Below are 21,832 nucleotides of genomic sequence, written 5' to 3' on the forward strand. Positions count from 1 at the left end.
AGGCCCCTTGCTGCAAAGCGAGGGGCCTTTTTTCTTTTGCAGGGATGTATCTGCAAAATCGTCAGGCAGCGGGACTGGGTAGCAATCAAAAGCACCCTCCCAATGTGTGGCTCCTCGGCAGCTAAACTGCAAAACGAAAAAGGCCCACGCTGTAATGCTGGGCCTTCTACACAATACTATTTGGGTGACCTTATTGGGTCAGGTCGGATTAGGCCGCAGAGCGATCGTTACTTTTCGCCATTTCGTCGTACTGCTCAAACAACCGCTCGACAGCGACGGCATGCGGCTCAACTGAAACACGAGCATTGCGATGCCGGATGAGAGCCGAGATAAAGCCTCTAACATTCGAGGTTCTTTCAGTGTTCAGTGTGTTGTTTCCAAACTTCATTACGCGCCCCCTCGGCTTACTTACAATTACTGCCTCTAATTACATCAGAGGCCTCCCATACAAGTTAGAGGCGAACTGACTAAGACACGAGAATTGACGCTGGGGAAACTGTCCCAAAGGACAGGATTCGGTTGTGAGATTGCCACCTACATTCTCTGTAAGGGGAAAAGGCCTGAGAATCGCTCAGCGAATCCGTGGGTTACGCCGTGCATGGATCGTTGCGCGCAATGACAACAAGAAACCCAATGCGAGACGGAAGGCCTTTTCTGGGTCAGGCGATGGGTGTGCTGTTGAAACGAATGAGGCCCGCCGTATTGCTACGACGGGCCAACTGAGAGTGGAGTGCGCTTGTGATGTAATCCTAACTGGGGGGCAAGGTGTCACGCCACGCGGCACTAGGTCAATGGAACAGAGGCACCCGTCACATGTAGCTGCAAAATCTTGAGCGACTGGATCGGAGCCACATATCGGTGAGTTAAGCCGACATGCAGATTGGCACAGGGTTTTGAATCCGACATCAGAGCCTGCGACGATGTCTCCGCAGTATCTGAGTGATGGTTCATGTGCTTTCCTCCTGAGCTTCTGTTCGATGAATGTTTCGCATGCGGAGACGACGAAGTCCTGTGGCAATAGAATAGCCGACCGCGCTTTGGTGTGGGTCACCTATACAATGGGGTAGGTCGTGCTTTTGCGCTGCGCCGGATTGTCCGTGCCCAAGACGCGAAAACTCAGCGCCTCATTGAGGAACGCTGAGTTTCAGACCGAAGTGGTAGATTTCGGAAGTGTTAGGCGGATCGACCCGCATTGAATGTAAAATCCAAATTGGAAAACAACCGGTCAACAACGTCGACGTCTTGGCTTAGGCGCGGTCCTCGATACGATGTGGACAACCCTCGGACATTGGCTCTGCGTGGCTGCTCGATACGTTGTGACAATGCAGCAATGCGGCCAGCGCGTGCTTTCATCAAAAGTGTTTGACCTTTCATTTTCTTCTCCCGTCTAAATCATAATGTACCTCTGTTATGACGGGCGAAGGAGCGGAGGTGGTGCTCTACAGCGGGTAGTTTACGAGGCGTTGGTGTAGCGACGCTATCCGAAGGGGTAGGTGTCGGAGCGCGGCCAGATCGGCATATCTAAAGTCGTGAAGACAGATTATGTTACGCTTGTGGAAGGCAACATAGGCCGACGTTTCCACCGGACTGTAAGGAATGCTTTTACATTTGTTTCAGAAAGCCTTTGGTTGTCGGGCTTTTGTCGTTTCTGATCTCTGGGGTGCCTTAGGCCGCGTAGGGCAGGGATGAGTGGTGCAGCACGACCTTCACATTGCCGTCCGCATCTTTCTTGTAGCCAAACGTCTTGTCCGCTTGCGTGACGTTGCCATCCTTGTCGGTGAAAAACGCCGAGCCCATCCACATGCCGACATCGCCTTCAATGAAACTGGCCGCTTCCTTATACTGAACATCGCGCCAAGGCCGTATCGCAAAGCCCGTGTCGTCGGGGTAGGTGTCATCATGTGCCACGAAATAGGACAACGCGCCCGCCTTGGTGGTGCGGAATGTCTGCGGCCCACCGCTGAGCGTGGGTTTGAACAAGACAGGGCCAAGGTCATAGCCATAGGCTTCATCTAAAACACCGTTTGCCACGGCCCGCGCGGCATCAATGCCCCCGTCCTCAAAGGCTTTTGCGATGGCGAGCAGTTCATCACCCCAAGCGGTGCGTGCTGCGATAAGATCGTCTTGCGTCATTGGCATGGCGTATCCCCGATATCCAAGTTGAGTTTTAGGCTTTACGCGTCTTAAGCAACGCCGCGCCTTATCGCAAGTGTTGAGCGGCCAACTCGGCACACGCAAAGACGTCAAGAAAGCCTATGTGACGCTCGAAGAAGGCAACACAATCGTCGTGAGCACCGGTCTGTAAGGACTGCGGTTACGTTTGAGAATTGAGAAGGCCTCGCAGTGTGAACTGTGGGGCCTTTTTTGGTATGGCTTATTTGAGACCTTTAATCAGAACCCAACTGACCCCATACGCGATGACCGCAACTAGCGGCGTAATCATCAGCGCGGCACTCGCCCCCGAGTAAAGGACATAAAGAACCGTCGCAATGACAGCGTAAAAGATGGGCTCGCGTAGAAAAATAGACATGGGCTGCTCGAGTTGTTTTCATAAGTTTGCACCGGATCCGTTAAACATTGCAACGCCCACGGCACACGTAAAGACGTGAAGAAAGCCTGCGGGGCCTTTTCAATTGAGTGAAACAGAGGGATCGTGAGTTATGGAATATAGATATCACCGCATGGCTCCAAATACGCACGAATGGAGAAAGCCGAACTCTGGCCGCTTAGGGAAATCGCATGATTATCTTGGCGAAAACGGTTTCGGGCATGAAGACTGGAATTTCTCTAGAGATGTTTGGCAAGATGGGCGCTGCCACCTCTATCTACGCCAAAGGCCGAGTAAAACGGATCGGTCAAAACGCTTCTGTATCGCGCTCGGTGATAGAACGGAGGCTGGCCATGTACTCGTAGGGTTTGCTGAGAACGTCGAATTTGGAATTAGCACGTTAGAGCGCCAAGTTTGGCTAAGGCGCGCAAGAAATATCTTGGATTTGAAAAAAGAAGATAGTCTGGCGGGAGTTTACAGCGCCTTGACTAATATAGACGACATCGCTCGCGCACTAGAGGATGAGAACGAGGCGGCATGGGTCTCGGTTGCCCCAAATGATCTTTTGATTTTGGACACCCCGATATTAATTCCAAGTCAGGTTATCGGCTTGAATTACAAGCGCTATCAGCTCAACAAATTGACACGCACTCAATATGAAGCATTAAGATCGTTGACATCTTCGAGTTCGACGGTCGCCGAAGAACGAAGTTCAGATTTCCCAGAAGGAGGCATGGTTGAAAAGGTTCATCGTGTAAGAGAGCGGGACGGAGCCCTTATCCGAAAAGCAAAGGAAGGATTTATTCATCGCGAAGGAGCGCTTTTCTGCGAAGCTTGTGGATGGCGACCTGATGCAGCATTTGGGGTTGCGTCACTTAAGGACACCATAATTGAGGCTCACCATGACGTCCCTCTGTGCGCTCCAGAGCACACTGGAACTACAAAGGTCGGGGACTTGAAAATGCTTTGCCCTAATTGTCACCGAGCCATTCATCGGTTTAGGCCTTGGTTACTTGTGCATGAATTTAGAAAACGCTTCTTTTCATGAGATTGTTCTTAACTAACGTGGGCTAGTTCGTTGCTGTTGAAGCGCTTGACCTCTACCCCCATCCCCCCTATCAGACCCCATCGGCACAGCCCCAGATTCGTCTGGGGCTTTGTTGTTGTCTGCAGAGACATATCATCGGGCACCTACGGGGGCCTATAAACATCAGGGCCACGCGAGTGGTCCGCCAAGCAAACGGAAGTAGCAAACATGGCACTCAAGTCGTATAAACCGACGACGCCTGGCCAACGTGGGTTGGTGCTGATTGACCGTTCGGAGCTTTGGAAAGGTCGCCCAGTTAAGGCCCTCACAGAGGGTCTGACGAAATCGGGCGGACGGAACAACACCGGACGTATCACATCACGTCGTCGTGGTGGTGGGGCAAAACGCCTTTACCGCATCGTAGATTTTAAACGTAACAAGCTCGACATGGAAGCTGTTGTAGCTCGGATCGAATATGACCCGAACCGCACCGCATTCATCGCGCTCGTTCAGTACACAGATGGCGAGCAAGCCTACATCATCGCACCACAGCGTTTGGCTGTTGGCGATAAGGTCATTGCTTCTGCTAAGGCAGACATCAAGCCAGGCAACGCAATGCCGTTCTCTGGCATGCCAATCGGTACAATCATTCACAACATCGAAATGAAGCCAGGCAAAGGCGGCCAGATCGCCCGTGCAGCTGGAACCTACGCACAGTTCGTAGGTCGTGACGGTGGTTACGCTCAGATCCGTCTGAGCTCTGGTGAATTGCGCCTCGTGCGTCAGGAATGCATGGCCACCGTTGGTGCCGTGTCCAACCCTGACAACTCCAACCAGAACATGGGTAAAGCCGGACGTATGCGTCACTACGGTAAGCGCCCATCTGTTCGTGGTGTTGTTATGAACCCTGTCGATCACCCACACGGTGGTGGTGAGGGTCGTACATCCGGTGGTCGTCACCCGGTTACTCCTTGGGGTAAGCCAACAAAGGGTGCGAAAACTCGCAACAAGAACAAAGCGTCTAGCCGCCTGATTATCCGGTCGCGCCACGCCAAGAAGAAGGGTCGTTAAGAATGGCTCGTTCAGTATGGAAAGGTCCATTCGTTGACAGCTACGTGCTTAAGAAAGCCGAAGTTGCCAAAGAATCCGGCCGCAATGACGTTATCAAGATTTGGTCCCGTCGTTCGACAATCTTGCCGCAGTTCGTTGGTTTGACATTCGGTGTCTACAACGGCCGTAAGCATATCCCAATCACGATCACCGAAGACATGATCGGTCAGAAGTTTGGTGAGTACTCACCAACTCGGACTTATTATGGCCATGCGGCTGATAAAAAAGCGAAGCGGAAATAAGTCATGAGCAAGGATAAGAATCCCCGCCGCGTGGCAGACAACGAAGCACGTGCAAAACTGCGCATGCTGAAGACGTCCCCGCAGAAACTTAACCTGTTGGCCGGTATGATCCGCGGCAAAAAGGTGGACAAGGCCCTTACGGACCTGACGTTCTCCAAGAAGCGCATCGCGCTGGACGTGAAGAAATGCCTTCAGTCCGCTATTGCCAACGCAGAGAACAACCACAACCTCGACGTCGATGAGCTCATCGTTGCTGAGGCCTATGTGGGCAAAAACTTGACAATGAAGCGTGGACGTCCTCGTGCACGTGGCCGTTTCGGTAAAATCGTCAAGCCGTTCGCTGAAATCACAATCCTGGTACGCCAAGTTGAGGAGCAAGCATAATGGGTAACAAAGTAAACCCGATCGGCATGCGTCTTCAGGTCAACCGCACCTGGGACAGCCGCTGGTACGCTGACACGAAAGACTACGGTAACCTTCTGCTCGAAGACCTTAAGATCAAGGACTTCATCAAGACAGAATGTAAACAAGCCGGTGTTAGCCGTGTCATCATCGAGCGTCCGCACAAGAAGTGCCGCGTAACTATTCACACTGCACGTCCTGGCGTCATCATCGGTAAGAAAGGCGCGGACATCGAGACGCTTCGCCAAAAGCTTGCCGCGCTGACAGAATCTGAATTGCACCTCAACATCGTTGAAGTTCGCAAGCCAGAGCTGGACGCTGTCTTGGTTGGTGAGAGTATCTCTCAGCAGCTCGAGCGTCGTGTTTCTTTCCGTCGCGCTATGAAGCGTGCGGTACAGAACGCAATGCGTATGGGTGCCCTCGGTATCCGCGTTAACCTCGCTGGCCGTCTTGGCGGTGCAGAGATTGCGCGTACTGAATGGTATCGTGAGGGCCGTGTGCCACTCCACACCCTTCGTGCTGACATCGATTACGCGCACGTCGAAGCACAGACTGCTTATGGTATCATCGGGATCAAGACTTGGATCTTCAAAGGTGAAATCATGGAGCACGATCCGTCTGCACATGATCGTAAACTTCAAGAGCTTCAGGATGGTCCGCCCCCGCGCGGCGCACGTCCTGGTGGCCGTGATCGCTGAAAGGATTAAACAATGCTTCAGCCAAAACGCACTAAATTCCGCAAGATGCACAAAGGCCGCATCAAGGGCGAAGCCAAAGGTGGCTCCGACCTGAACTTCGGCACATTTGGTCTCAAGGCGACGACACCGGAACGTGTGACTGCACGTCAGATCGAGGCAGCACGCCGCGCGATGACACGTCACATGAAACGTCAAGGTCGTGTTTGGATCCGCATCTTCCCGGACGTACCTGTCACATCCAAGCCCGTCGAAGTTCGTATGGGTAAGGGTAAAGGTTCCGTTGATTATTGGGCATGTAAGGTCAAACCTGGCCGCATCATGTTCGAAATTGATGGTGTCTCCGAAGACATCGCCCGCGAAGCCCTGCGCCTCGCTGCGATGAAGTTGCCTGTGAAAACACGCACAGTTCTTCGCGAAGACTGGTGATTCGCGATATTCGCATCTGCGAATTCGCGGAGTGGCGGTAAGCGATTGACCTAGTCAATTGCGGCGCCACACCGGTTCAAAGAATTAGACCTCCGCCGAGAAATCGGCGGGGGTTTTCTTCTTCCGAACATCAACCTACCTTGGATCGCAGTGCTAGGGGCGTTGAAAACACAACATGTTTAGAATTTTCGTGAGCGTTACTTTGCTTTGGATTGGCGCGATGCCCGTTCTGGCACAGGATATACAAGTAAGGCTCGCGGATGCTGGAATTGCAGAGCATTCTCTGCACGGGACAGGCATTGAAATGCAGTTTGAAATTCGAGGAGCGCGGGTTCGAGATGTGCCCGATGAATTCCTAAAAGCGCTATGCGATCAGTTTTCGCCTGAGGTTGTACCGCTTATTCTAGAACAAAACCCGCAGTTGGAGGCTGACTTTATTGGCGTTCGATTGAAGAGCGGTGGAATAATCGGGAGCTTTGTCTTCGAGGCATTCGGGTTCGAAGACTCTGGATGTGGTGCCGCAAAATAAATCACAGACGCCTCAACCTCCCCAAATCCGCGCCATCCCGCCATCAAACGTTGCCCAGGTCATGGTCGCGGAATTACCTGCGTGCCCTTCGTAGTACGACCGCCCATTGGGGAGCGGTAATCCTGCCCATATCTGAGCTAGGTTATGCATGAACCTTCGCCTGCTTAGCTCACCCGCTTGGAACCGTGACAGCCCTGCGTCTTCCAGCAACACCAATGCCAGTGCGTCTTGCACGCCAGCAGTGAACGGGGTTTCTGGGCCGAACCCGCGAACATCAGCCACGCGCCGTAGCGTGCTCGGGATGAACTGGTAACGCCCGATCGCGTGCGGTTGGCCGGGGGTGTCGGCGATCCATTGATAGATTTCGCCCAGTGTCATGTCCGTGGGCCGATGCGCTGGCTTCACACGTGCGCCGTGTTGCACGGCATCGTATCCTGCGGACCCCGCTTCAGCGCGGGCGATGAGGCTGAGCAGGTGGTCGACAGGATCACTCCCCGTTCCGACCTTTGGCGCAACTTCCAAGCTCGGTTCGGGTCGGGGGGCGAAGAAGCCAATCTGCGGATCAGATGCAAACAGGCTGGCGCGGGTGGCGATTTCGGGGGCGGCAGTTGCGCGTGGGAAGAGGGAGCTCAATTCCGCGCTGGCGGCCTGCGCCGAGCAGACCATTATAGACACCAACCATATCCGAACCATAAAACCGCACCCCTTCTGAGTTCAGGGCGGGTATGATGGTTAATCGTTGACGGTTGGTTTCAGGGGCGTTGGAAAACTATTCCCATTTGTAATTAAAACTTACGGAAATCCGGTCGTCCTCGGACATGTTCATCGGGACTTCGTGGCGCAGCCAGCTTTCCCAGAGCAACACATCGCCAACGGCGGGCTTCACGTAGACGAACTGCTTCAGCTCCTCGCGGCAGTCTTTCTTGCGCGACGGCGCGGCCATCATCATCTGTGCGCGCGGGTCTTCCAGCTTTAGCGCAGAGGCGCCCTCGGGCATTTTCACGTAGGTCGTGCCGGAAATGACGGAATGGGGGTGTATGTGGGACGTATGAATGCCGCCCTCGGGCAGGATGTTGATCCAGATATCTTCCAGCACCAGCTTGCGATCATCTAGATCGAACTCCAAATCCTCGGCAAACGCCGCGACATGGGCGTCGAGCGCATTGACGACTTGCTGAAAGATCGGAAACCGCCACGGCAGATCGGTCAGCGAGGCATAGGACGTGTAGCCGGGGAAATCATTGGCCTCACACCACTCATTGCCTGCATCGTCATCCTCGGCAATGGAATAGCAAGACGCACGCAGCTCATCGGGGTCGATGGGGCCCAGCGTGGATTGATAAAGGCGGGTGGCGAAGAGGGATTTGATTTTGGTCATACTTCTCAATTAAGCCCTTCACGTAACTTCAACCATCCCCAAAATGTTCGATTTCAGCCTGGCCCGCAGCGCGCAGCTGTGCCGCGACGTCTGACATGTCATCTGCCATGTCACTAAGGTTATCGGCCATTGCATCGGTGTCTGTGTGAAATGTGAAGCCTGCGATCTCAGCCGCAAGTCGTTCACGCATCATCCATTGCCGGTGGCGCAAGTATTCCGCGCCAACAACATGCGTTGGATCGACCAGTGACAGTTGATCAAAGCGTGAGAAATCGGGAAAACGCACGTCGCGCGGGACATAACCGTTCACCATCGTAATCCGCTCGCCTGCTGCTTGAAGGCCTTTAGCGCGGTGCACAACCATATTGCCTTGCTGCAAGATCGCGTACCCGGGGCCAGGCATATCGGGTGAAACAACTTTAGATTCGTCCAGCGGCTCACCCGCCTTTTTGCGCGCTAGGAATTCATCTTTGGTGCCGCGATAATATTGAAACTCGCCACCCTCTACCGATTTAGGATCTGTGACAAACATTACGTAATCAATGCGCAGCGTATCTACGTGCCATTTGTCGACATTTTCACCAACAGTCTCTGGGTTGTAGTTCAGGTGTCCAAGCTGGTGCGGGATTGTGTGGGGCAACAGCGGAATACCGCAAATACCCGACATGAATTTCGTAACCTCTGGGTGCAGGCAAAGATCGCGTAGAAATTTGGACCGATAAGCGCCGCCGCGGACATTTCGAGCGATCCGCGCATTGGATGTGGTGAAAGCCTCAAGCAGGTGGGCAACCTCTAACAATGCTGCAGCACCTTCGTCTGACAGAATGCGAAACACGGATGTTGCACCAAATGAGGTGGGGCAGGCGGCGATCTCGGTGTCAGAATAACCGAGATCGGCAAGTGAATAGACTTCGGCTGGCGCTTCAAGCTGCAGGTGCTTGACTGGATCAAAAACAGGCTCATTCGTGAGTGCAGCAAATCCCTCAGGGAGCGTATCTGGGAACGGCATTTCTTGGGCGAGGTAAGTGGTCATAGTCGCGTCTCCTGTGCTACTGTAGAGAAACAGGAATTTTTACCTGTGACAATTGAATTTGCGTTGCAAAACTCGTTGCTACAAGGGGTTGCCACACACCTAAACACCCCCTATACGCCCCCAATCTACCCACTCCATCGGAGATTCGGGTTACGTTTGTGCGCTCTGTATGAACCGCTCGCCGATGATGTTGCAAAAGGAGTCGTCCAATGGACGCGAAAGAACTACGGGATAAAACCCCGGATCAGCTTCGTGATGAGCTGTCCAACCTGAAAAAAGAGTCCTTCAACCTGCGTTTTCAGCAGGCGACAGGCGCAATGGAAAACACAGCTCGTATGCGCACAGTTAAGCGTGACGCAGCCCGTGTTAAAACCATCCTGAACGAAAAAGCGGCTGATGCCGCCAAGACGGAGGCTTAATAGATGCCTAAGCGTATCCTGACTGGTGTTGTCACAAGCAACCAGAACGAACAGACCGTAACTGTGTCCGTAGAACGTCGTTTCACGCACCCAGTTCTTAAGAAGACAATTCGTAAGTCCAAAAAATACCGGGCGCACGATGAGGCCAACACATTCAACGTGGGCGACCAAGTCCGCATCCAAGAATGTGCGCCAAAGTCTAAAACCAAACGCTGGGAAGTGATCACTGCGTAAGCAGCCACAACCTATTTAACGAAACCCTAGGGGCCCGGTCAGAATCGGGGAAAACCCTATAGGTCGGGAGAAGTCTAAATGATCCAGATGCAGACCAATCTTGATGTGGCTGACAACAGCGGCGCTCGCCGTGTTCAGTGTATCAAGGTCCTCGGCGGTTCCCACCGTCGTTACGCATCGGTCGGCGATATCATCGTCGTATCGGTGAAAGAGGCCATTCCACGTGGTCGCGTAAAGAAAGGTGACGTCCGTAAGGCCGTCGTCGTACGCACACGTAAGGAAGTCCGTCGTGATGACGGTACGGCAATTCGTTTTGACAGCAACGCTGCTGTCATCCTCAACACAAGCAACGAGCCTGTTGGCACCCGTATTTTCGGGCCAGTGGTTCGTGAGCTTCGCGCGAAGAACTTCATGAAGATCATCTCGCTCGCTCCGGAGGTGCTGTAAAATGGCTGCTAAACTCCGCAAAGGTGACAAGGTCATCGTGCTTGCTGGCAAAGACAAAGGCAAAACTGGCGAAATCTCGTCTGTTGACCCTAAGGCTGGCAAAGCAGTTGTAGACGGTGTGAACATTGCTGTTCGCCACGTTAAGCAATCCCAAACAACGCAAGGTGGTCGTACACCTAAAGCGATGCCAATTCAGCTCAGCAACCTCGCGTTCGTTGACAAGAACGGCAAAGCGACACGCGTCGGTTTCAAAATCGAAGGCGACAAAAAAGTTCGCGTCGCTAAGACAACAGGGGATGTGATCTAATGCTCGATACTGCAAACTACACACCTCGTTTCAAGGCGATGTACAACGACACCATCCGCGCTGCGATGATGGAAGAGTTCAAGTACAAGAACGCTATGCAGACGCCACGTTTGGACAAAATTGTTCTGAACATCGGCTGTGGTTCCGAAGCTGTGAACGACACCAAGAAAGCTAAGTCAGCTCAGGAAGATCTGTCTGCGATTGCTGGTCAGTTGGCCGTTGTCACGAAAGCAAAGAAATCCATCGCTGGTTTCCGCGTTCGTGAAGACATGCCACTTGGCGCGAAGGTTACACTTCGTGGCGACCGTATGTTTGAATTCCTTGACCGTCTTACCACGATCGCCATGCCACGTATCCGCGACTTCCGCGGCATTTCTGGCAAGTCGTTCGATGGCCGTGGCAACTACGCTATGGGCATGAAGGAACACATCGTATTCCCGGAAATCAACTTCGACAAAGTCGACGTTGCTTGGGGCATGGATATCGTCATCTGCACAACTGCAGAAAACGATGCAGAAGCAAAAGCGCTGTTGAAGCATTTCAACATGCCGTTCAACAGCTAAAGGGGACAGATAGTATGGCTAAGAAATCCATGATCGCCCGCGAAGTTAAGCGTGAGAAGCTCGTAAAAAAGTACGCAGCTAAGCGCGCAGAACTCAAAGCAATCGCAAATGATGACAGCAAGACAATGGAAGAGCGGTTCACTGCTCGTCTGAAGCTTGCCAAACTGCCACGCAACTCTGCGCCAGTTCGTTTGCACAACCGTTGCCAGCTCACAGGTCGTCCGCACGCGTACTACCGTAAGCTTAAGATCAGCCGGATCGCACTTCGGGACCTAGGTTCCAATGGCGAAATTCCCGGTATGGTCAAGTCTAGCTGGTAAGGAGCACATATTATGAACGATCCTATCGGTGATATGCTGACACGCATCCGTAACGGCCAATTGCGCGGTAAGTCTGTGGTGGCAACACCCGCTTCCAAACTGCGCGGCTGGGTGCTCGAAGTCCTGGCGGACGAAGGTTACATTCGCGGCTTCGAAGCCACGACTGGCGCTGACGGCCACCCGGCATTCGACATCAGCCTCAAGTACTACGAGGGCGAAGCTGTAATTCGTGAAGTGAAGCGGGTTTCTACACCTGGCCGTCGCGTTTACATGGGCGCTAATGACATCCCACAGGTCCGTCAGGGCTTGGGTGTGTCGATTGTCTCCACCCCAAAGGGTGTGATGTCGGATGCAAACGCACGGGCGGCCAATGTTGGCGGCGAAGTGCTCTGCACCGTATTCTAAGGAGAAAACGATGTCTCGTATTGGTAAAAAACCGGTTGGACTTCCAGATGGCGTAACTGCATCTGTGTCCGGCCAAACAGTAGAAGTTAAGGGGCCGAAAGGCACCCGCAGCTTCACAGCATCTGACGATGTCACATTGGCAGTTGAAGATGGCACCGTTTCTGTAACGCCGCGTGGCAAGTCCAAGCGTGCAAAGCAGCAGTGGGGCATGTCCCGTACACAGGTTCAGAACCTCGTGACGGGTGTGACGACTGGCTTCAAAAAAGAGCTTGAGATCAACGGCGTTGGTTACCGTGCTCAGATGCAGGGCAACACCCTGAAGCTGAACCTCGGTTACTCCCACGACGTGGACTTTGAAGTACCTGCTGGCGTAACCGTCACAGCTCCAAAGCCAACGATCATCATCGTGGAAGGCAATGACCAACAACAAGTTGGCCAAGTTGCTGCAAACATCCGCGAATGGCGCAAGCCTGAGCCTTACAAAGGCAAGGGCATCAAATATGTGGACGAGTATATCTTCCGCAAAGAAGGTAAGAGGTAAGAACAATGGCAAACACAAAACGTCAATTGTTCATCAAACGCCGCCTGCGCGTTCGGAACAAACTTCGCAAGGTAAACGCAGGACGTCCGCGTCTTTCCGTGCACCGCTCCTCCAAGAACATCAGCGTACAGCTGATCGACGATGTGAACGGCGTAACGCTCGCTTCAGCGTCTTCTCTCGAGAAGTCCCTGGGCGTCGTTGGCAAGAACAACGTCGAAGCTGCTGCCAAAATCGGCACAGCAATCGCAGAACGAGCGAAGAAGGCCGGCGTGACCGAAGCCTACTTCGACCGTGGCGGTTTCTTGTTCCACGGCAAAGTGAAGGCCTTGGCCGAAGCTGCGCGTGAAGGTGGTTTGAAGATCTAAACGACTTGAGAAGGGCTGCACGGCAACGTGTGGCCCTTCCGATGATCCAGGGGCATTGCTCACTAGGATTGATATGAACGGCGCTGATGCGCCACCCAAATCAAGGAGGGCCACATGGCTCGTGAACAGAATAACCGTGGCGGCAACCGTCGCGAAGAAACACCAGAATTTCAGGATCGCCTTGTCGCGATCAACCGTGTGTCCAAGACCGTTAAGGGTGGTAAGCGCTTTGGTTTCGCCGCACTCGTAGTTGTCGGCGACCAAAAAGGCCGCGTCGGTTTCGGCAAAGGTAAAGCTAAGGAAGTTCCTGAAGCGATCCGTAAAGCCACTGAGCAAGCCAAGCGTCAGATGATCCGCGTGCAGCTTAAAGAAGGCCGCACATTGCACCACGACATGAACGGTCGCCACGGCGCTGGTCGCGTTGTTATGCGTACTGCTCCACAGGGTACTGGTATTATCGCAGGTGGTCCAATGCGTGCTGTGTTCGAAATGCTCGGCATTCAGGACATCGTTGCGAAGTCCATCGGCTCGTCCAACCCATACAACATGATCCGCGCTACGATTGACGGCCTGAAGAAAGAGGCATCCCCTCGTTCTGTTGCTCAGCGTCGCGGTAAAAAAGTTGCTGACATCCTGCCTAAGCGCGACGACGCGCCAGCAGCTGAAGTTGAGGAGGCCTAATCATGGCTAAAACTATCGTTGTAAAACAGATCGGTTCCCCGATCCGTCGCGCCGCAGACCAAAAGCAAACGCTTATCGGTCTTGGCTTGAACAAAATGCACAAAACACGTGAACTGGAAGATACACCTTCCATTCGCGGCATGGTCGAAAAGATCTCCCACATGGTGGAGATCATCGAAGAGAAGGGCTAACGCTTAACTTCGAGACTGAATTGAAAGCGCTCCGCCTTGTGGCGGGGCGTTTTTTGTTTAGCGTTACGAGAGATGATAAAATAGCGGGAGAACGCTCATGCAATTTAGACGAGTTCTCAAGTTTGGTCTCATCGGCTATTTTGCAATAATTCTGGGCGTCTTCTTTTTGCAACTCGCTGCTATGAGATTTCCTGCCCTGCAACGCGGTATCTACACTGTTGCTCCTGCTCAGGTCGTTTTCTGGACACAAGGGATCTTTTTCGAGACGTCGGATTTCACAGCGGGCTACTTCTCACAGCCCCGACCTTTCATATCGCAGAAACCAATTGCAGGGCTTTCGGAAACTGACGTTTTTGTAGGAATCCTAAACAACGGGGAGGACGAATCGCAAGTTGCCGCTTTGGTTGGGACCAACCTCGTTACTACCGAGACTATTTCATCGTTCTTGGATAGCGGGGCAGGCTTTGTAAGAATTGACTCAGCCGCATTGACCATTTCGCTTCGTGCGTTCCCGCTACAAGCGGAGAGGAGTACGATAGTTTTGGCCAATTCTCAGTCGGAAGAATTACCTGATGAAGCGAACTGCAATGGCCGGGCCCTCTACGGACAAATATTCATGTTCGAAAGCATTGGTAATCTGGGTGATTGTTCGATTGAGCCAAACTAGAATGACCCACTTTGTTGAATGACACTGAGGGCGTTCAAGCGGCGCGAAAACTTCGGATCACTTAATAACCCTGACCCCCGGCCTGATCCAGCAGACCTAAGCCGTGATCAACGACGCGACCATTTGTTCGCCGATCAACCACACCACGCGCTTTTCGATGCAACGGGGAGTCGATCAGCACCTCAAGATCGAGCACCTACGGCAAACCAATACGCTTCATTTCGGGGGAAGTTTTCTATTCTAGTCCTAGTTTGATCTGAGTCAGAGACGTGTTTCCGCTAACTTGATTAACCGTATGTGAACAAAAGAGGCATCACATAAAGAGGCATCACATGACGGATACAACGAACGGCGCGACGCTCATCGGCTTTGAAAAAGGCAAGTACCCATACTCAGATCGCATGAAGCGAGGCGAGTATGAGAAACAGAAAGCCGACCTTCAGGCCGAGCTCCTTAAGGTCCAACACTGGGCCGCCGAGACGGGTCAGCGGTTTGTGATGCTGTTTGAAGGTCGCGATGCGGCTGGTAAGGGCGGTGCGATCAAGCGGTTCACCGAACACATGAACCCGCGAAACGCCCGCGTTGTCGCGCTGAACAAACCCACAGACGAAGAGCGCGGGCAGTGGTTCTTCCAGCGATACATCAAACACCTCCCCAGCTCCGGTGAAATCGTGCTCTATGACCGTTCTTGGTACAACCGTGCCGGCGTTGAGCGGGTCATGGGGTTCTGCGAGCCGCATGAATATCTCGAATTCATGCGCCAGACGCCAGAATTTGAACGCATGCTCACACGATCCGGCGTCAAACTTTATAAGTACTGGTTCTCGGTCACTCAGGAGGAACAAGCGAAACGCTTTAAGTCACGTGAAACTGACCCATTGAAGCGCTGGAAGCTGAGCCCGATCGACAAAGCGAGCCTTGATAAATGGGAAGACTATACTGAAGCGAAAGAGGCGATGTTCTTTTACACAGACACCGCCGATGCGCCTTGGACCGTGATCAAGTCTGACGACAAGAAACGTGCCCGCCTTGCTTGCATGCGCCACTTCCTGGCCAACCTGGACTACCCTGAAAAGGACCACGACATTGTGGGTCAGCCGGATGGCAAAATTGTCGGGCAAGCAAGCCATGTGCTGCATCAAACGGACCACATTCTGGCGACATCATTGCATCCGGATCAAAAGCGCGGCTGACGCGCGTTGACAGGGGCAGGGTGACAACCGAAAGTCCACGGACCGTTTCGCAAAAGGATGCGCCAAAATGGCCCGTGTGACCCTGACCCCTGAGCTGATCCAGCAAACCTACAGCGCGATCCGCGATGCGACTATTCGCACGCCGACCATCCATGCGACGCGTTTGTCGATGCAGCTTGGGATTGATCTGTACCTCAAGCTTGAGAACCTCCAGCACACCAACGCGTTCAAGGCCCGTGGAGCCTTGGCAAAGCTGCTGACGCTGACGGAAGCGCAAAAACAAGCGGGTGTGATTGCATGTAGCGCTGGGAACCACGCGCAGGGTGTGGCCTATCACGCGACTCGCCTTGGCATTGCCAGCACAATCGTTATGCCTGAAGGCACGCCCTTCAATAAGGTCAAACGCACTGAAGATTTTGGTGCGACGGTAATCCAGCACGGCACGGATTTTGACGACTCTGTGCAATTTACGCTCGACCTTGCGGCGAAGGATGGGCTGACGTTCATTCATCCGTTCGATGATCCGGTGGTGGCTGCAGGGCAGGGGACCGTCGCGCTTGAAATGCTCGAGGACCAGCCGGACCTTGATGTCATCGTTGTTCCTGTTGGCGGTGGTGGGTTGATTGCGGGGATGGCTGTCGCGGCGAAGTCCGTGAAGCCAGATGTTCAGATCATTGGCGCGCAGGCGGAAATTTTTGATGCCGTGAAATCCGCAGTCGACGGGACCCCGAACCATTTCGCGGGCGCGACCCTTGCGGAAGGGATCGCCGTAAAGGCACCAGCCGCCGCCAATGTTGAGATCATCAAATCCTTGGTGGATCGAATTGATGTGGCGAGTGAGGCAGAAATTGAAGACGCGGTGTTTGATCTGTTGTCAGCTGAGAAATTGGTTGCCGAAGGTGCCCCCGGGGCAGGGCTGGCTGTGATCAAGAACAATCTTGCGGCATATGCGGGCAAAAAGGTTGGTCTTGTGATCTGTGGCGGGAATATCGACAGTCGCTTATTGTCGACTCTCATCCTACGCGGTTTGGTGCGCGATGGCCGCATCACCCGCCTAACATTTGAAATCGATGACACTCCGGGTCAGTTGGCGGACATTTCGCGCATCATCGGTGAAACGGGCGCCAACGTCGTTGAAGTTATCCACCAACGCATGATGCAATCGGTGTCGTTGAAACAGGCGGAGCTGGACGTGGTGATCGAAGCACGTGACATCGGGCACGTCGAGGCCATCGTCGCCACCCTTCGCGGGCAGGGGTTCAAGGTGCGGACGGATAGCGGCGTTTAGGGCTTAGCAAACCTAAGACGAAGCCACCGCGCTGCAGGTTTTTCAAAATATCGGTTTGTAAGATAGGCCACGCCAATACTGGCAGCCAAAAACGCAGGCAAAGCCCAGTAAGTCCCTGCAAAACTGCGATCGCCACCGAACGCGACGTCCACGATGATCAACACGAAGATCTGAAGCGGAATGTGGACCAGATAAAGACTGTAACTGATATCGCCCAAAAACCGCACGACGCTGCCGGTTCTGCTGACGTGGTTTTCTAGCATTGCCATTGCTAGAACCACGCTACAGCAGGCCGAAATCAGAAAGGCATTGTGTTGTTGGTTCACAAACCCAAACCACCCAAACGCAATCAGCCCGACTAAAAGAAGCCCGACCTTTGAGGATTGCCCGCCAAAGGCGCGAAAGGCGGCAAAACATGCGGAACCAGCGAAAAAGAATACCGCACACACAAACACCCATTGTCCGATAATGAATGCTTCGGGCCGAACTGTTAGGGCGGCGTAGGACGCGGCGGATAACAGTAAACTCATGATCAACGGATTGCGCTTTGTAAGTGGAAGCGTTGCGAAAAACAGAATGTAGACGAAAATCTCGGCAGAGACCGACCAGATTGGGGCGTTGAAACTGTTCCCGTCTGATAGGTTTAAACTGGTATCCAGCATGAAAACCTGAAGAACAAAGTGTTTTAGGTCGTTGTTACCCACAATTTGCCAATGCCCAGTGCCCTTTAGGCTGATGATCTGCAGAGCCGCGACGATAATCAGCGTTACGAAATGCAGCGGGTACAGTCGTGCAAACCGCGCGACTGCAAACTGCCTGAAATCCGTGCCTCGTGACCAATAGACATGGGCGAATACAAAACCTGAAATGACCCAGAACAGCCGAACAGCTTCTTCTCCGTATAGATAGATGGGCCAGAGGAATGTTGTGTAAGGCACGCTTTCAACGGCGACGGGTATAACCGGAACGTCCGCACTCGGCATATAGAAACGGGTATAGTGAAAAACGGCGATGCAAATCGCAGCAATACCGCGTAATGCGTCTATCCACCCGAAATAGGTCGGCACCTTTCGGTCTTGTGTTGAATGTAACGGTATCAAAAACGGTACTGACCAATGCTAGGGAGATCGCCTTCAACGTGTCAGAGAAAGAGCGTTTTTGCTAGTTCGTTTCTGGGTTGCAATGCTTGACCGGCAAACCGCGCAGGTCTATACGCCGCCAGTGGTCACATTTGTGTCCACTGATTCACATTAACGCCGCGTGCCTATTCCGTCGCTGGGATAGGTCTTCCGGCAAGGAGACAGCGACATGGTTAAGCTAAACGAACTTCACGACAATCCAGGCGCAACGAAACCACGCAAGCGCGTTGGTCGTGGCCCGGGTTCCGGCACCGGTAAAATGGGTGGCCGTGGTATCAAAGGTCAAAAATCCCGTTCCGGTGTTGCTATTGGCGGCTACGAGGGCGGCCAAATGCCTTTGTACCAACGTCTGCCAAAGCGCGGCTTCAACAAGCCGAACCGCAAGAAATTTGCAGTTGTGAACCTTGGTCTGATCCAAAAGTTCATCGACGAAAAGAAACTCGACGGTAAAGTGATCACTGAAGATTCACTCGTTGCGTCCGGTCTTATCCGCCGCAAGCTCGACGGTATTCGCGTTCTTGCTAAGGGCGAAATCACAACAAAAGTTAGCATTGAAGTCACTGGTGCATCCGCTGGTGCGGTTGCTGCAGTTGAGAAAGCTGGCGGAAAATTGACCGTTAAGGCACCTGCTGCGGCGGAATAACACCTTGTGAGGGGCGGCAACGCCCACTACATCGTTAATCGACTTAGACGCCGCCGCTTGGTCACCCTTGCTGGCGGCGTTTTCATAATTAGATCGAGCCCGCGTGGTTCACCCGAATAGATAGGCAACAAATCAATGGCATCAGCAGCAGAGCAAATGGCCGCGAACACAAGCTGGAGCGCCTTTGGCCAAGCCAAAGAACTGCGTCAGCGCATCTTGTTCACGCTCGGTCTTCTCATTGTTTACCGCATCGGGACATATATTCCGGTTCCTGGCATCGACGCTGACCAGCTCCGCGCCTTCATGGATGAGGCGGCTGCGGGTATCGGTGGTATCCTGTCTATGTTCACGGGGGGTGCGTTGTCCCGCATGGGCATCTTTGCGCTCGGCATTATGCCCTACATCTCGGCGTCCATTATCGTGCAGTTGCTTGGCGCGATGTGGGAACCGCTGAAGAACCTCAAGAAAGAGGGCGAAGTCGGCCGCAAGAAGTTGAACCAATACACCCGTTACGGCACCGTGGTGCTGGCGACGTTCCAAGCGTTCGGGATGGCAAAGTCCCTTGAAGCAGGTGGGCTCGTCACCGATCCTGGCCTGTATTTCCAGGTCGCTTGCGTAATTACGCTTGTTGGCGGCACGATGTTCCTGATGTGGCTGGGTGAGCAAATCACTGCACGCGGCATTGGTAACGGTATTTCACTGATCATCTTCGTTGGTATTATTGCCGAAGTTCCAGCCGCACTGGCAGGCTTCCTTGCCCAAGGTCAGGAAACAAACAACTGGGGTCTTATCCTTGGGGTGTTTGCGATGGTCATCGCGATCCTTGCATTCGTTGTCTTCATGGAGCGCTCGCTGCGTAAGATCCACATTCAATACCCGCGCCGTCAGGTCGGCATGAAGGTGTTTGATGGCGGGTCTTCCCACCTGCCGATCAAGGTTAACCCAGCCGGTGTTATCCCAGCGATCTTTGCTTCCGCGTTGCTGCTGTTGCCGACGACATTGTCTACGTTCTCTGGCGGTGAGGCATCTGGCCCGATCATGTCCACGATCCTTGCGTACTTTGGCCCCGGCCAGCCGCTATACTTCGTGTTCTTCACAGCGATGATCGTGTTCTTCACGTACTTCTACACACGTGAAGTTGCGTTCAAGACGGATGAAGTTGCCGACAACCTGAAAAACCAGAATGGTTTCGTTCCGGGTATTCGCCCAGGTAAGCGTACGCAGGAATACCTTGATTACGTTGTGACACGTATCTTGGTGCTTGGTTCCGGTTACCTTGCTCTCGTTTGTTTGCTACCTGAAATCCTGCGTAGCCAGTTTTCCATCCCGTTCTACTTTGGTGGTACTTCGGTGCTGATTATTGTGAGCGTTGGTATGGATACGATCCAACAAATCCAAAGCCATCTGCTTGCCCACCAGTACGAAGGCCTTATCGAAAAATCCCAACTGCGCGGTAAGCGTGGTGGCAAGAAGCGGAGTCCTCAGCGCAAATGATCAATATTATTCTTCTCGGACCACCCGGAGCCGGCAAAGGCACTCAAGCACAAAAGCTCGTTGATGAACGTGGCATGGTGCAGTTGAGTACTGGTGACATGCTGCGCGCGGCACGTACATCCGGCACTGAAATGGGCAACATGGTTGCTGGTGTTATGGACCGTGGAGAATTGGTTACTGATGAGATCGTCATCGGATTGATCCGCGAACAGCTTGAAGCAGGTGGCGATCACGGTGGCTTCATCTTTGATGGCTTCCCACGCACTTTGGCACAGGCTGATGCATTGGGCGCGCTGCTTGAGGAAGTTGACCAGACGCTAGAACACGCAATTGAACTCGCTGTGAATGATGACGTTCTCGTTGAGCGCATCTTGGGTCGCGCTGCTGACGCTGTTGCAGCTGGTGGAACAGCGCGTGCGGACGACAACGAAGAGTCGCTCAAGATTCGTCTCATGGCCTACTACAAACAGACATCCCCGCTGATCGGTTATTACCACGCAAAGGGCAAATTGCGGTCTGTTGATGGTCTGGGAACGATGGACGGCGTCGCTGCCGAGATTGCTGGCGTTCTGGGATAAATCTCACAGGGGTTGACGCACTCTCTTAACCCTCCTAAACAGCGCCGTTCCCACAAGGAACGCGCCTGAGTCGCTCTTAGGCGAAACACCTCGATATGACTTAAGGTCGGCAGCAATACGCTCCGGCCTTACGTTGTGAAAAAAGGGTCTGGAATGACGGACCCGCAACGAAAAGGAATTGCACACGTGGCACGTATTGCCGGCGTAAACATCCCGACTGCAAAGCGGGCTGTTATTGCCTTAACCTACATCACCGGAATCGGTAACACCTCCGCAAAAGCTATTTGCGAAGCCGTTAAGATCGACCTCACACGTCGCGTTAACGAATTGTCCGACGCCGAAGTTCTCGCGATCCGCGAGCACATTGACGCAAACTACACAGTAGAAGGCGACCTGCGCCGCGAAGTTCAGATGAACATCAAGCGCGCTATGGATCTCGGTTCTTACCGTGGCCTGCGTCACCGTCGTAACCTGCCCGTTCGCGGTCAGCGTACATCCACAAACGCACGTACTCGCAAAGGCCCTGCAAAGGCCATTGCTGGTAAGAAGAAATAAGGGAGGGCTAAACTGATGGCACGCGAACCTAAACGCACCAAGAAGAAGGTCTCCAAGAACATCGCCGCTGGCGTTGCTCACGTGAATTCTTCGTTCAACAACACAAAAATCCTGATTTCCGACGTACAGGGCAACGCGATCTCTTGGTCGTCTGCTGGTACAATGGGCTTCAAGGGCTCACGTAAGTCCACACCTTATGCAGCACAGATGGCTGCTGAAGATGCGGCTAAGAAAGCACAAGAACACGGCGTTAAGACGCTGGAAGTCGAAGTGCAGGGTCCTGGCTCCGGTCGTGAATCCGCATTGCGCGCATTGGCTGCTGTTGGTCTCAACATCACATCTATCCGTGACGTTACACCAATGGCGCACAACGGCTGCCGCCCACCAAAGCGTCGCCGCGTCTAAACTA

Annotated in this window: 34 protein-coding genes and 1 pseudogene; 27 read left to right on the forward strand and 8 right to left on the reverse strand. The window is 53.3% G+C overall.

Annotated elements, in window-relative coordinates; translation table 11 throughout:
• Nucleotides 1-208 precede the first annotated feature (208 nt).
• The 4 genes from OSB_RS16565 to OSB_RS01345 all read right to left on the reverse strand — a co-directional run bounded on the left by OSB_RS16565 (nucleotide 209) and on the right by OSB_RS01345 (nucleotide 2,139).
• Nucleotides 209-388 carry a hypothetical protein gene (locus tag OSB_RS16565; RefSeq protein WP_143831315.1) on the reverse strand — a complete coding sequence of 60 codons (180 nt, stop codon included), beginning with the start codon at nucleotides 386-388 and terminating at the stop codon, nucleotides 209-211.
• A gap of 395 nt (nucleotides 389-783) precedes the next feature.
• On the reverse strand, nucleotides 784-951 hold the full coding sequence (locus OSB_RS16660) for a hypothetical protein (protein ID WP_158454098.1): 168 nt from the start codon (nucleotides 949-951) through the stop codon (nucleotides 784-786).
• Between the two features lie 222 nt (nucleotides 952-1,173).
• Nucleotides 1,174-1,374 carry a hypothetical protein gene (locus OSB_RS01340; protein WP_049833288.1) on the reverse strand — a complete coding sequence of 67 codons (201 nt, stop codon included), beginning with the start codon at nucleotides 1,372-1,374 and terminating at the stop codon, nucleotides 1,174-1,176.
• Nucleotides 1,375-1,665: 291 nt separating this feature from the next.
• Nucleotides 1,666-2,139, reverse strand: coding sequence for a phosphoribosyl-AMP cyclohydrolase (locus OSB_RS01345; RefSeq protein ID WP_049833289.1), 474 nt, complete (start codon nucleotides 2,137-2,139; stop codon nucleotides 1,666-1,668).
• 79 nt (nucleotides 2,140-2,218) lie between these two features.
• On the opposite strand from OSB_RS01345, the pseudogene OSB_RS16410 reads away from it, so the two are divergent.
• The 8 genes and pseudogenes from OSB_RS16410 to OSB_RS01380 all read left to right on the forward strand — a co-directional run.
• Nucleotides 2,219-2,305, forward strand: a pseudogene (locus OSB_RS16410) (50S ribosomal protein L23); the annotation flags it as partial.
• A 355-nt stretch (nucleotides 2,306-2,660) separates the two neighbouring features.
• Nucleotides 2,661-3,596, forward strand: a complete 936-nt coding sequence (locus OSB_RS01350) for an HNH endonuclease (protein ID WP_049833290.1) — start codon at nucleotides 2,661-2,663, stop codon at nucleotides 3,594-3,596.
• 207 nt (nucleotides 3,597-3,803) lie between these two features.
• On the forward strand, nucleotides 3,804-4,646 hold the full coding sequence (gene rplB / locus OSB_RS01355; protein ID WP_049833291.1) for a 50S ribosomal protein L2: 843 nt from the start codon (nucleotides 3,804-3,806) through the stop codon (nucleotides 4,644-4,646).
• A 2-nt stretch (nucleotides 4,647-4,648) separates the two neighbouring features.
• Entirely contained in the window at nucleotides 4,649-4,927 is a 279-nt protein-coding gene (gene rpsS / locus OSB_RS01360; protein ID WP_049833292.1) for a 30S ribosomal protein S19, read from the forward strand.
• Nucleotides 4,928-4,930: 3 nt separating this feature from the next.
• Nucleotides 4,931-5,311 carry a 50S ribosomal protein L22 gene (gene rplV / locus OSB_RS01365; RefSeq protein WP_049833293.1) on the forward strand — a complete coding sequence of 127 codons (381 nt, stop codon included), beginning with the start codon at nucleotides 4,931-4,933 and terminating at the stop codon, nucleotides 5,309-5,311.
• A complete protein-coding gene (gene rpsC / locus OSB_RS01370) occupies nucleotides 5,311-6,027 on the forward strand; it encodes a 30S ribosomal protein S3 (protein ID WP_049833294.1) in 717 nt (238 codons plus the stop codon). The genes rplV and rpsC overlap by 1 nt, the downstream gene beginning before the upstream one ends.
• 12 nt (nucleotides 6,028-6,039) lie before the next feature.
• Nucleotides 6,040-6,453 (forward strand): 50S ribosomal protein L16, encoded by a 414-nt coding sequence (gene rplP, locus OSB_RS01375; protein ID WP_049833295.1) that lies wholly within the window; start codon nucleotides 6,040-6,042, stop codon nucleotides 6,451-6,453.
• Between the two features lie 175 nt (nucleotides 6,454-6,628).
• Complete coding sequence (locus OSB_RS01380; protein ID WP_074202271.1) at nucleotides 6,629-6,982, forward strand: hypothetical protein; 354 nt, start codon at nucleotides 6,629-6,631, stop codon at nucleotides 6,980-6,982.
• Between the two features lie 12 nt (nucleotides 6,983-6,994).
• Here OSB_RS01380 and OSB_RS01385 read toward each other — a convergent pair whose 3' ends face one another.
• The 3 genes from OSB_RS01385 to OSB_RS01395 all read right to left on the reverse strand — a co-directional run bounded on the left by OSB_RS01385 (nucleotide 6,995) and on the right by OSB_RS01395 (nucleotide 9,393).
• The gene (locus OSB_RS01385) at nucleotides 6,995-7,675 is read right to left on the reverse strand and encodes a lysozyme family protein (protein WP_049833297.1); all 681 of its coding nucleotides are present in this window, start codon (nucleotides 7,673-7,675) and stop codon (nucleotides 6,995-6,997) included.
• Between the two features lie 76 nt (nucleotides 7,676-7,751).
• Nucleotides 7,752-8,360, reverse strand: coding sequence for a TIGR02466 family protein (locus OSB_RS01390; RefSeq protein ID WP_049833298.1), 609 nt, complete (start codon nucleotides 8,358-8,360; stop codon nucleotides 7,752-7,754).
• 28 nt (nucleotides 8,361-8,388) lie between these two features.
• Nucleotides 8,389-9,393 (reverse strand): hypothetical protein, encoded by a 1,005-nt coding sequence (locus OSB_RS01395; RefSeq protein ID WP_049833299.1) that lies wholly within the window; start codon nucleotides 9,391-9,393, stop codon nucleotides 8,389-8,391.
• A gap of 209 nt (nucleotides 9,394-9,602) precedes the next feature.
• Here OSB_RS01395 and rpmC point away from each other — a divergent pair, with 209 nt between their 5' ends.
• The 14 genes from rpmC to OSB_RS01465 all read left to right on the forward strand — a co-directional run bounded on the left by rpmC (nucleotide 9,603) and on the right by OSB_RS01465 (nucleotide 17,014).
• Entirely contained in the window at nucleotides 9,603-9,812 is a 210-nt protein-coding gene (gene rpmC, locus OSB_RS01400; protein WP_049833300.1) for a 50S ribosomal protein L29, read from the forward strand.
• Nucleotides 9,813-9,815: 3 nt separating this feature from the next.
• Nucleotides 9,816-10,046: a 30S ribosomal protein S17 gene (rpsQ, locus tag OSB_RS01405; protein WP_049833301.1), complete on the forward strand. Its 231-nt coding sequence runs from the start codon at nucleotides 9,816-9,818 to the stop codon at nucleotides 10,044-10,046.
• A gap of 78 nt (nucleotides 10,047-10,124) precedes the next feature.
• Entirely contained in the window at nucleotides 10,125-10,493 is a 369-nt protein-coding gene (gene rplN / locus OSB_RS01410) for a 50S ribosomal protein L14 (protein WP_049833302.1), read from the forward strand.
• Nucleotide 10,494: 1 nt separating this feature from the next.
• Nucleotides 10,495-10,800 (forward strand): 50S ribosomal protein L24, encoded by a 306-nt coding sequence (rplX, locus tag OSB_RS01415; RefSeq protein WP_049833303.1) that lies wholly within the window; start codon nucleotides 10,495-10,497, stop codon nucleotides 10,798-10,800.
• Nucleotides 10,800-11,363, forward strand: coding sequence for a 50S ribosomal protein L5 (gene rplE / locus OSB_RS01420; protein WP_049833304.1), 564 nt, complete (start codon nucleotides 10,800-10,802; stop codon nucleotides 11,361-11,363). The genes rplX and rplE overlap by 1 nt, the downstream gene beginning before the upstream one ends.
• A 14-nt stretch (nucleotides 11,364-11,377) precedes the next feature.
• Nucleotides 11,378-11,683: a 30S ribosomal protein S14 gene (gene rpsN, locus OSB_RS01425; RefSeq protein WP_049833305.1), complete on the forward strand. Its 306-nt coding sequence runs from the start codon at nucleotides 11,378-11,380 to the stop codon at nucleotides 11,681-11,683.
• 12 nt (nucleotides 11,684-11,695) lie between these two features.
• The gene (gene rpsH, locus OSB_RS01430; RefSeq protein WP_049833306.1) at nucleotides 11,696-12,088 is read left to right on the forward strand and encodes a 30S ribosomal protein S8; all 393 of its coding nucleotides are present in this window, start codon (nucleotides 11,696-11,698) and stop codon (nucleotides 12,086-12,088) included.
• A gap of 10 nt (nucleotides 12,089-12,098) precedes the next feature.
• Nucleotides 12,099-12,629, forward strand: coding sequence for a 50S ribosomal protein L6 (rplF, locus tag OSB_RS01435; RefSeq protein WP_049833307.1), 531 nt, complete (start codon nucleotides 12,099-12,101; stop codon nucleotides 12,627-12,629).
• A 5-nt stretch (nucleotides 12,630-12,634) separates the two neighbouring features.
• On the forward strand, nucleotides 12,635-12,994 hold the full coding sequence (rplR, locus tag OSB_RS01440) for a 50S ribosomal protein L18 (protein WP_049833308.1): 360 nt from the start codon (nucleotides 12,635-12,637) through the stop codon (nucleotides 12,992-12,994).
• Between the two features lie 114 nt (nucleotides 12,995-13,108).
• The gene (gene rpsE / locus OSB_RS01445) at nucleotides 13,109-13,675 is read left to right on the forward strand and encodes a 30S ribosomal protein S5 (RefSeq protein ID WP_049833309.1); all 567 of its coding nucleotides are present in this window, start codon (nucleotides 13,109-13,111) and stop codon (nucleotides 13,673-13,675) included.
• Nucleotides 13,676-13,677: 2 nt separating this feature from the next.
• Nucleotides 13,678-13,866 carry a 50S ribosomal protein L30 gene (gene rpmD, locus OSB_RS01450; protein WP_049833310.1) on the forward strand — a complete coding sequence of 63 codons (189 nt, stop codon included), beginning with the start codon at nucleotides 13,678-13,680 and terminating at the stop codon, nucleotides 13,864-13,866.
• A gap of 97 nt (nucleotides 13,867-13,963) precedes the next feature.
• Nucleotides 13,964-14,533 carry a hypothetical protein gene (locus OSB_RS01455; RefSeq protein WP_049833311.1) on the forward strand — a complete coding sequence of 190 codons (570 nt, stop codon included), beginning with the start codon at nucleotides 13,964-13,966 and terminating at the stop codon, nucleotides 14,531-14,533.
• Between the two features lie 332 nt (nucleotides 14,534-14,865).
• A complete protein-coding gene (ppk2, locus tag OSB_RS01460; protein ID WP_049833312.1) occupies nucleotides 14,866-15,726 on the forward strand; it encodes a polyphosphate kinase 2 in 861 nt (286 codons plus the stop codon).
• Between the two features lie 67 nt (nucleotides 15,727-15,793).
• Nucleotides 15,794-17,014: a threonine ammonia-lyase gene (locus OSB_RS01465; RefSeq protein WP_169750359.1), complete on the forward strand. Its 1,221-nt coding sequence runs from the start codon at nucleotides 15,794-15,796 to the stop codon at nucleotides 17,012-17,014.
• Here OSB_RS01465 and OSB_RS01470 read toward each other — a convergent pair.
• Nucleotides 17,011-18,081, reverse strand: a complete 1,071-nt coding sequence (locus OSB_RS01470) for an acyltransferase family protein (protein ID WP_049833313.1) — start codon at nucleotides 18,079-18,081, stop codon at nucleotides 17,011-17,013. The genes OSB_RS01465 and OSB_RS01470 overlap by 4 nt on opposite strands.
• A 241-nt stretch (nucleotides 18,082-18,322) precedes the next feature.
• Between OSB_RS01470 and rplO the strand changes: the two genes are divergently transcribed.
• From rplO to rpsK, 5 genes are all read left to right on the forward strand, one after another.
• Nucleotides 18,323-18,796: a 50S ribosomal protein L15 gene (gene rplO / locus OSB_RS01475; protein ID WP_049833314.1), complete on the forward strand. Its 474-nt coding sequence runs from the start codon at nucleotides 18,323-18,325 to the stop codon at nucleotides 18,794-18,796.
• A gap of 135 nt (nucleotides 18,797-18,931) precedes the next feature.
• Complete coding sequence (gene secY, locus OSB_RS01480) at nucleotides 18,932-20,290, forward strand: preprotein translocase subunit SecY (protein WP_234967405.1); 1,359 nt, start codon at nucleotides 18,932-18,934, stop codon at nucleotides 20,288-20,290.
• The gene (locus tag OSB_RS01485) at nucleotides 20,290-20,868 is read left to right on the forward strand and encodes an adenylate kinase (RefSeq protein WP_049836000.1); all 579 of its coding nucleotides are present in this window, start codon (nucleotides 20,290-20,292) and stop codon (nucleotides 20,866-20,868) included. The genes secY and OSB_RS01485 overlap by 1 nt, the downstream gene beginning before the upstream one ends.
• Nucleotides 20,869-21,054: 186 nt before the next feature.
• Nucleotides 21,055-21,423: a 30S ribosomal protein S13 gene (gene rpsM / locus OSB_RS01490; RefSeq protein ID WP_049836001.1), complete on the forward strand. Its 369-nt coding sequence runs from the start codon at nucleotides 21,055-21,057 to the stop codon at nucleotides 21,421-21,423.
• Between the two features lie 15 nt (nucleotides 21,424-21,438).
• Complete coding sequence (gene rpsK / locus OSB_RS01495) at nucleotides 21,439-21,828, forward strand: 30S ribosomal protein S11 (protein ID WP_049833315.1); 390 nt, start codon at nucleotides 21,439-21,441, stop codon at nucleotides 21,826-21,828.
• The last annotated feature ends 4 nt before the right edge of the window (nucleotides 21,829-21,832 follow it).

The organism is Octadecabacter temperatus (assembly GCF_001187845.1).
GTDB classification, from domain to species: domain Bacteria; phylum Pseudomonadota; class Alphaproteobacteria; order Rhodobacterales; family Rhodobacteraceae; genus Octadecabacter; species Octadecabacter temperatus.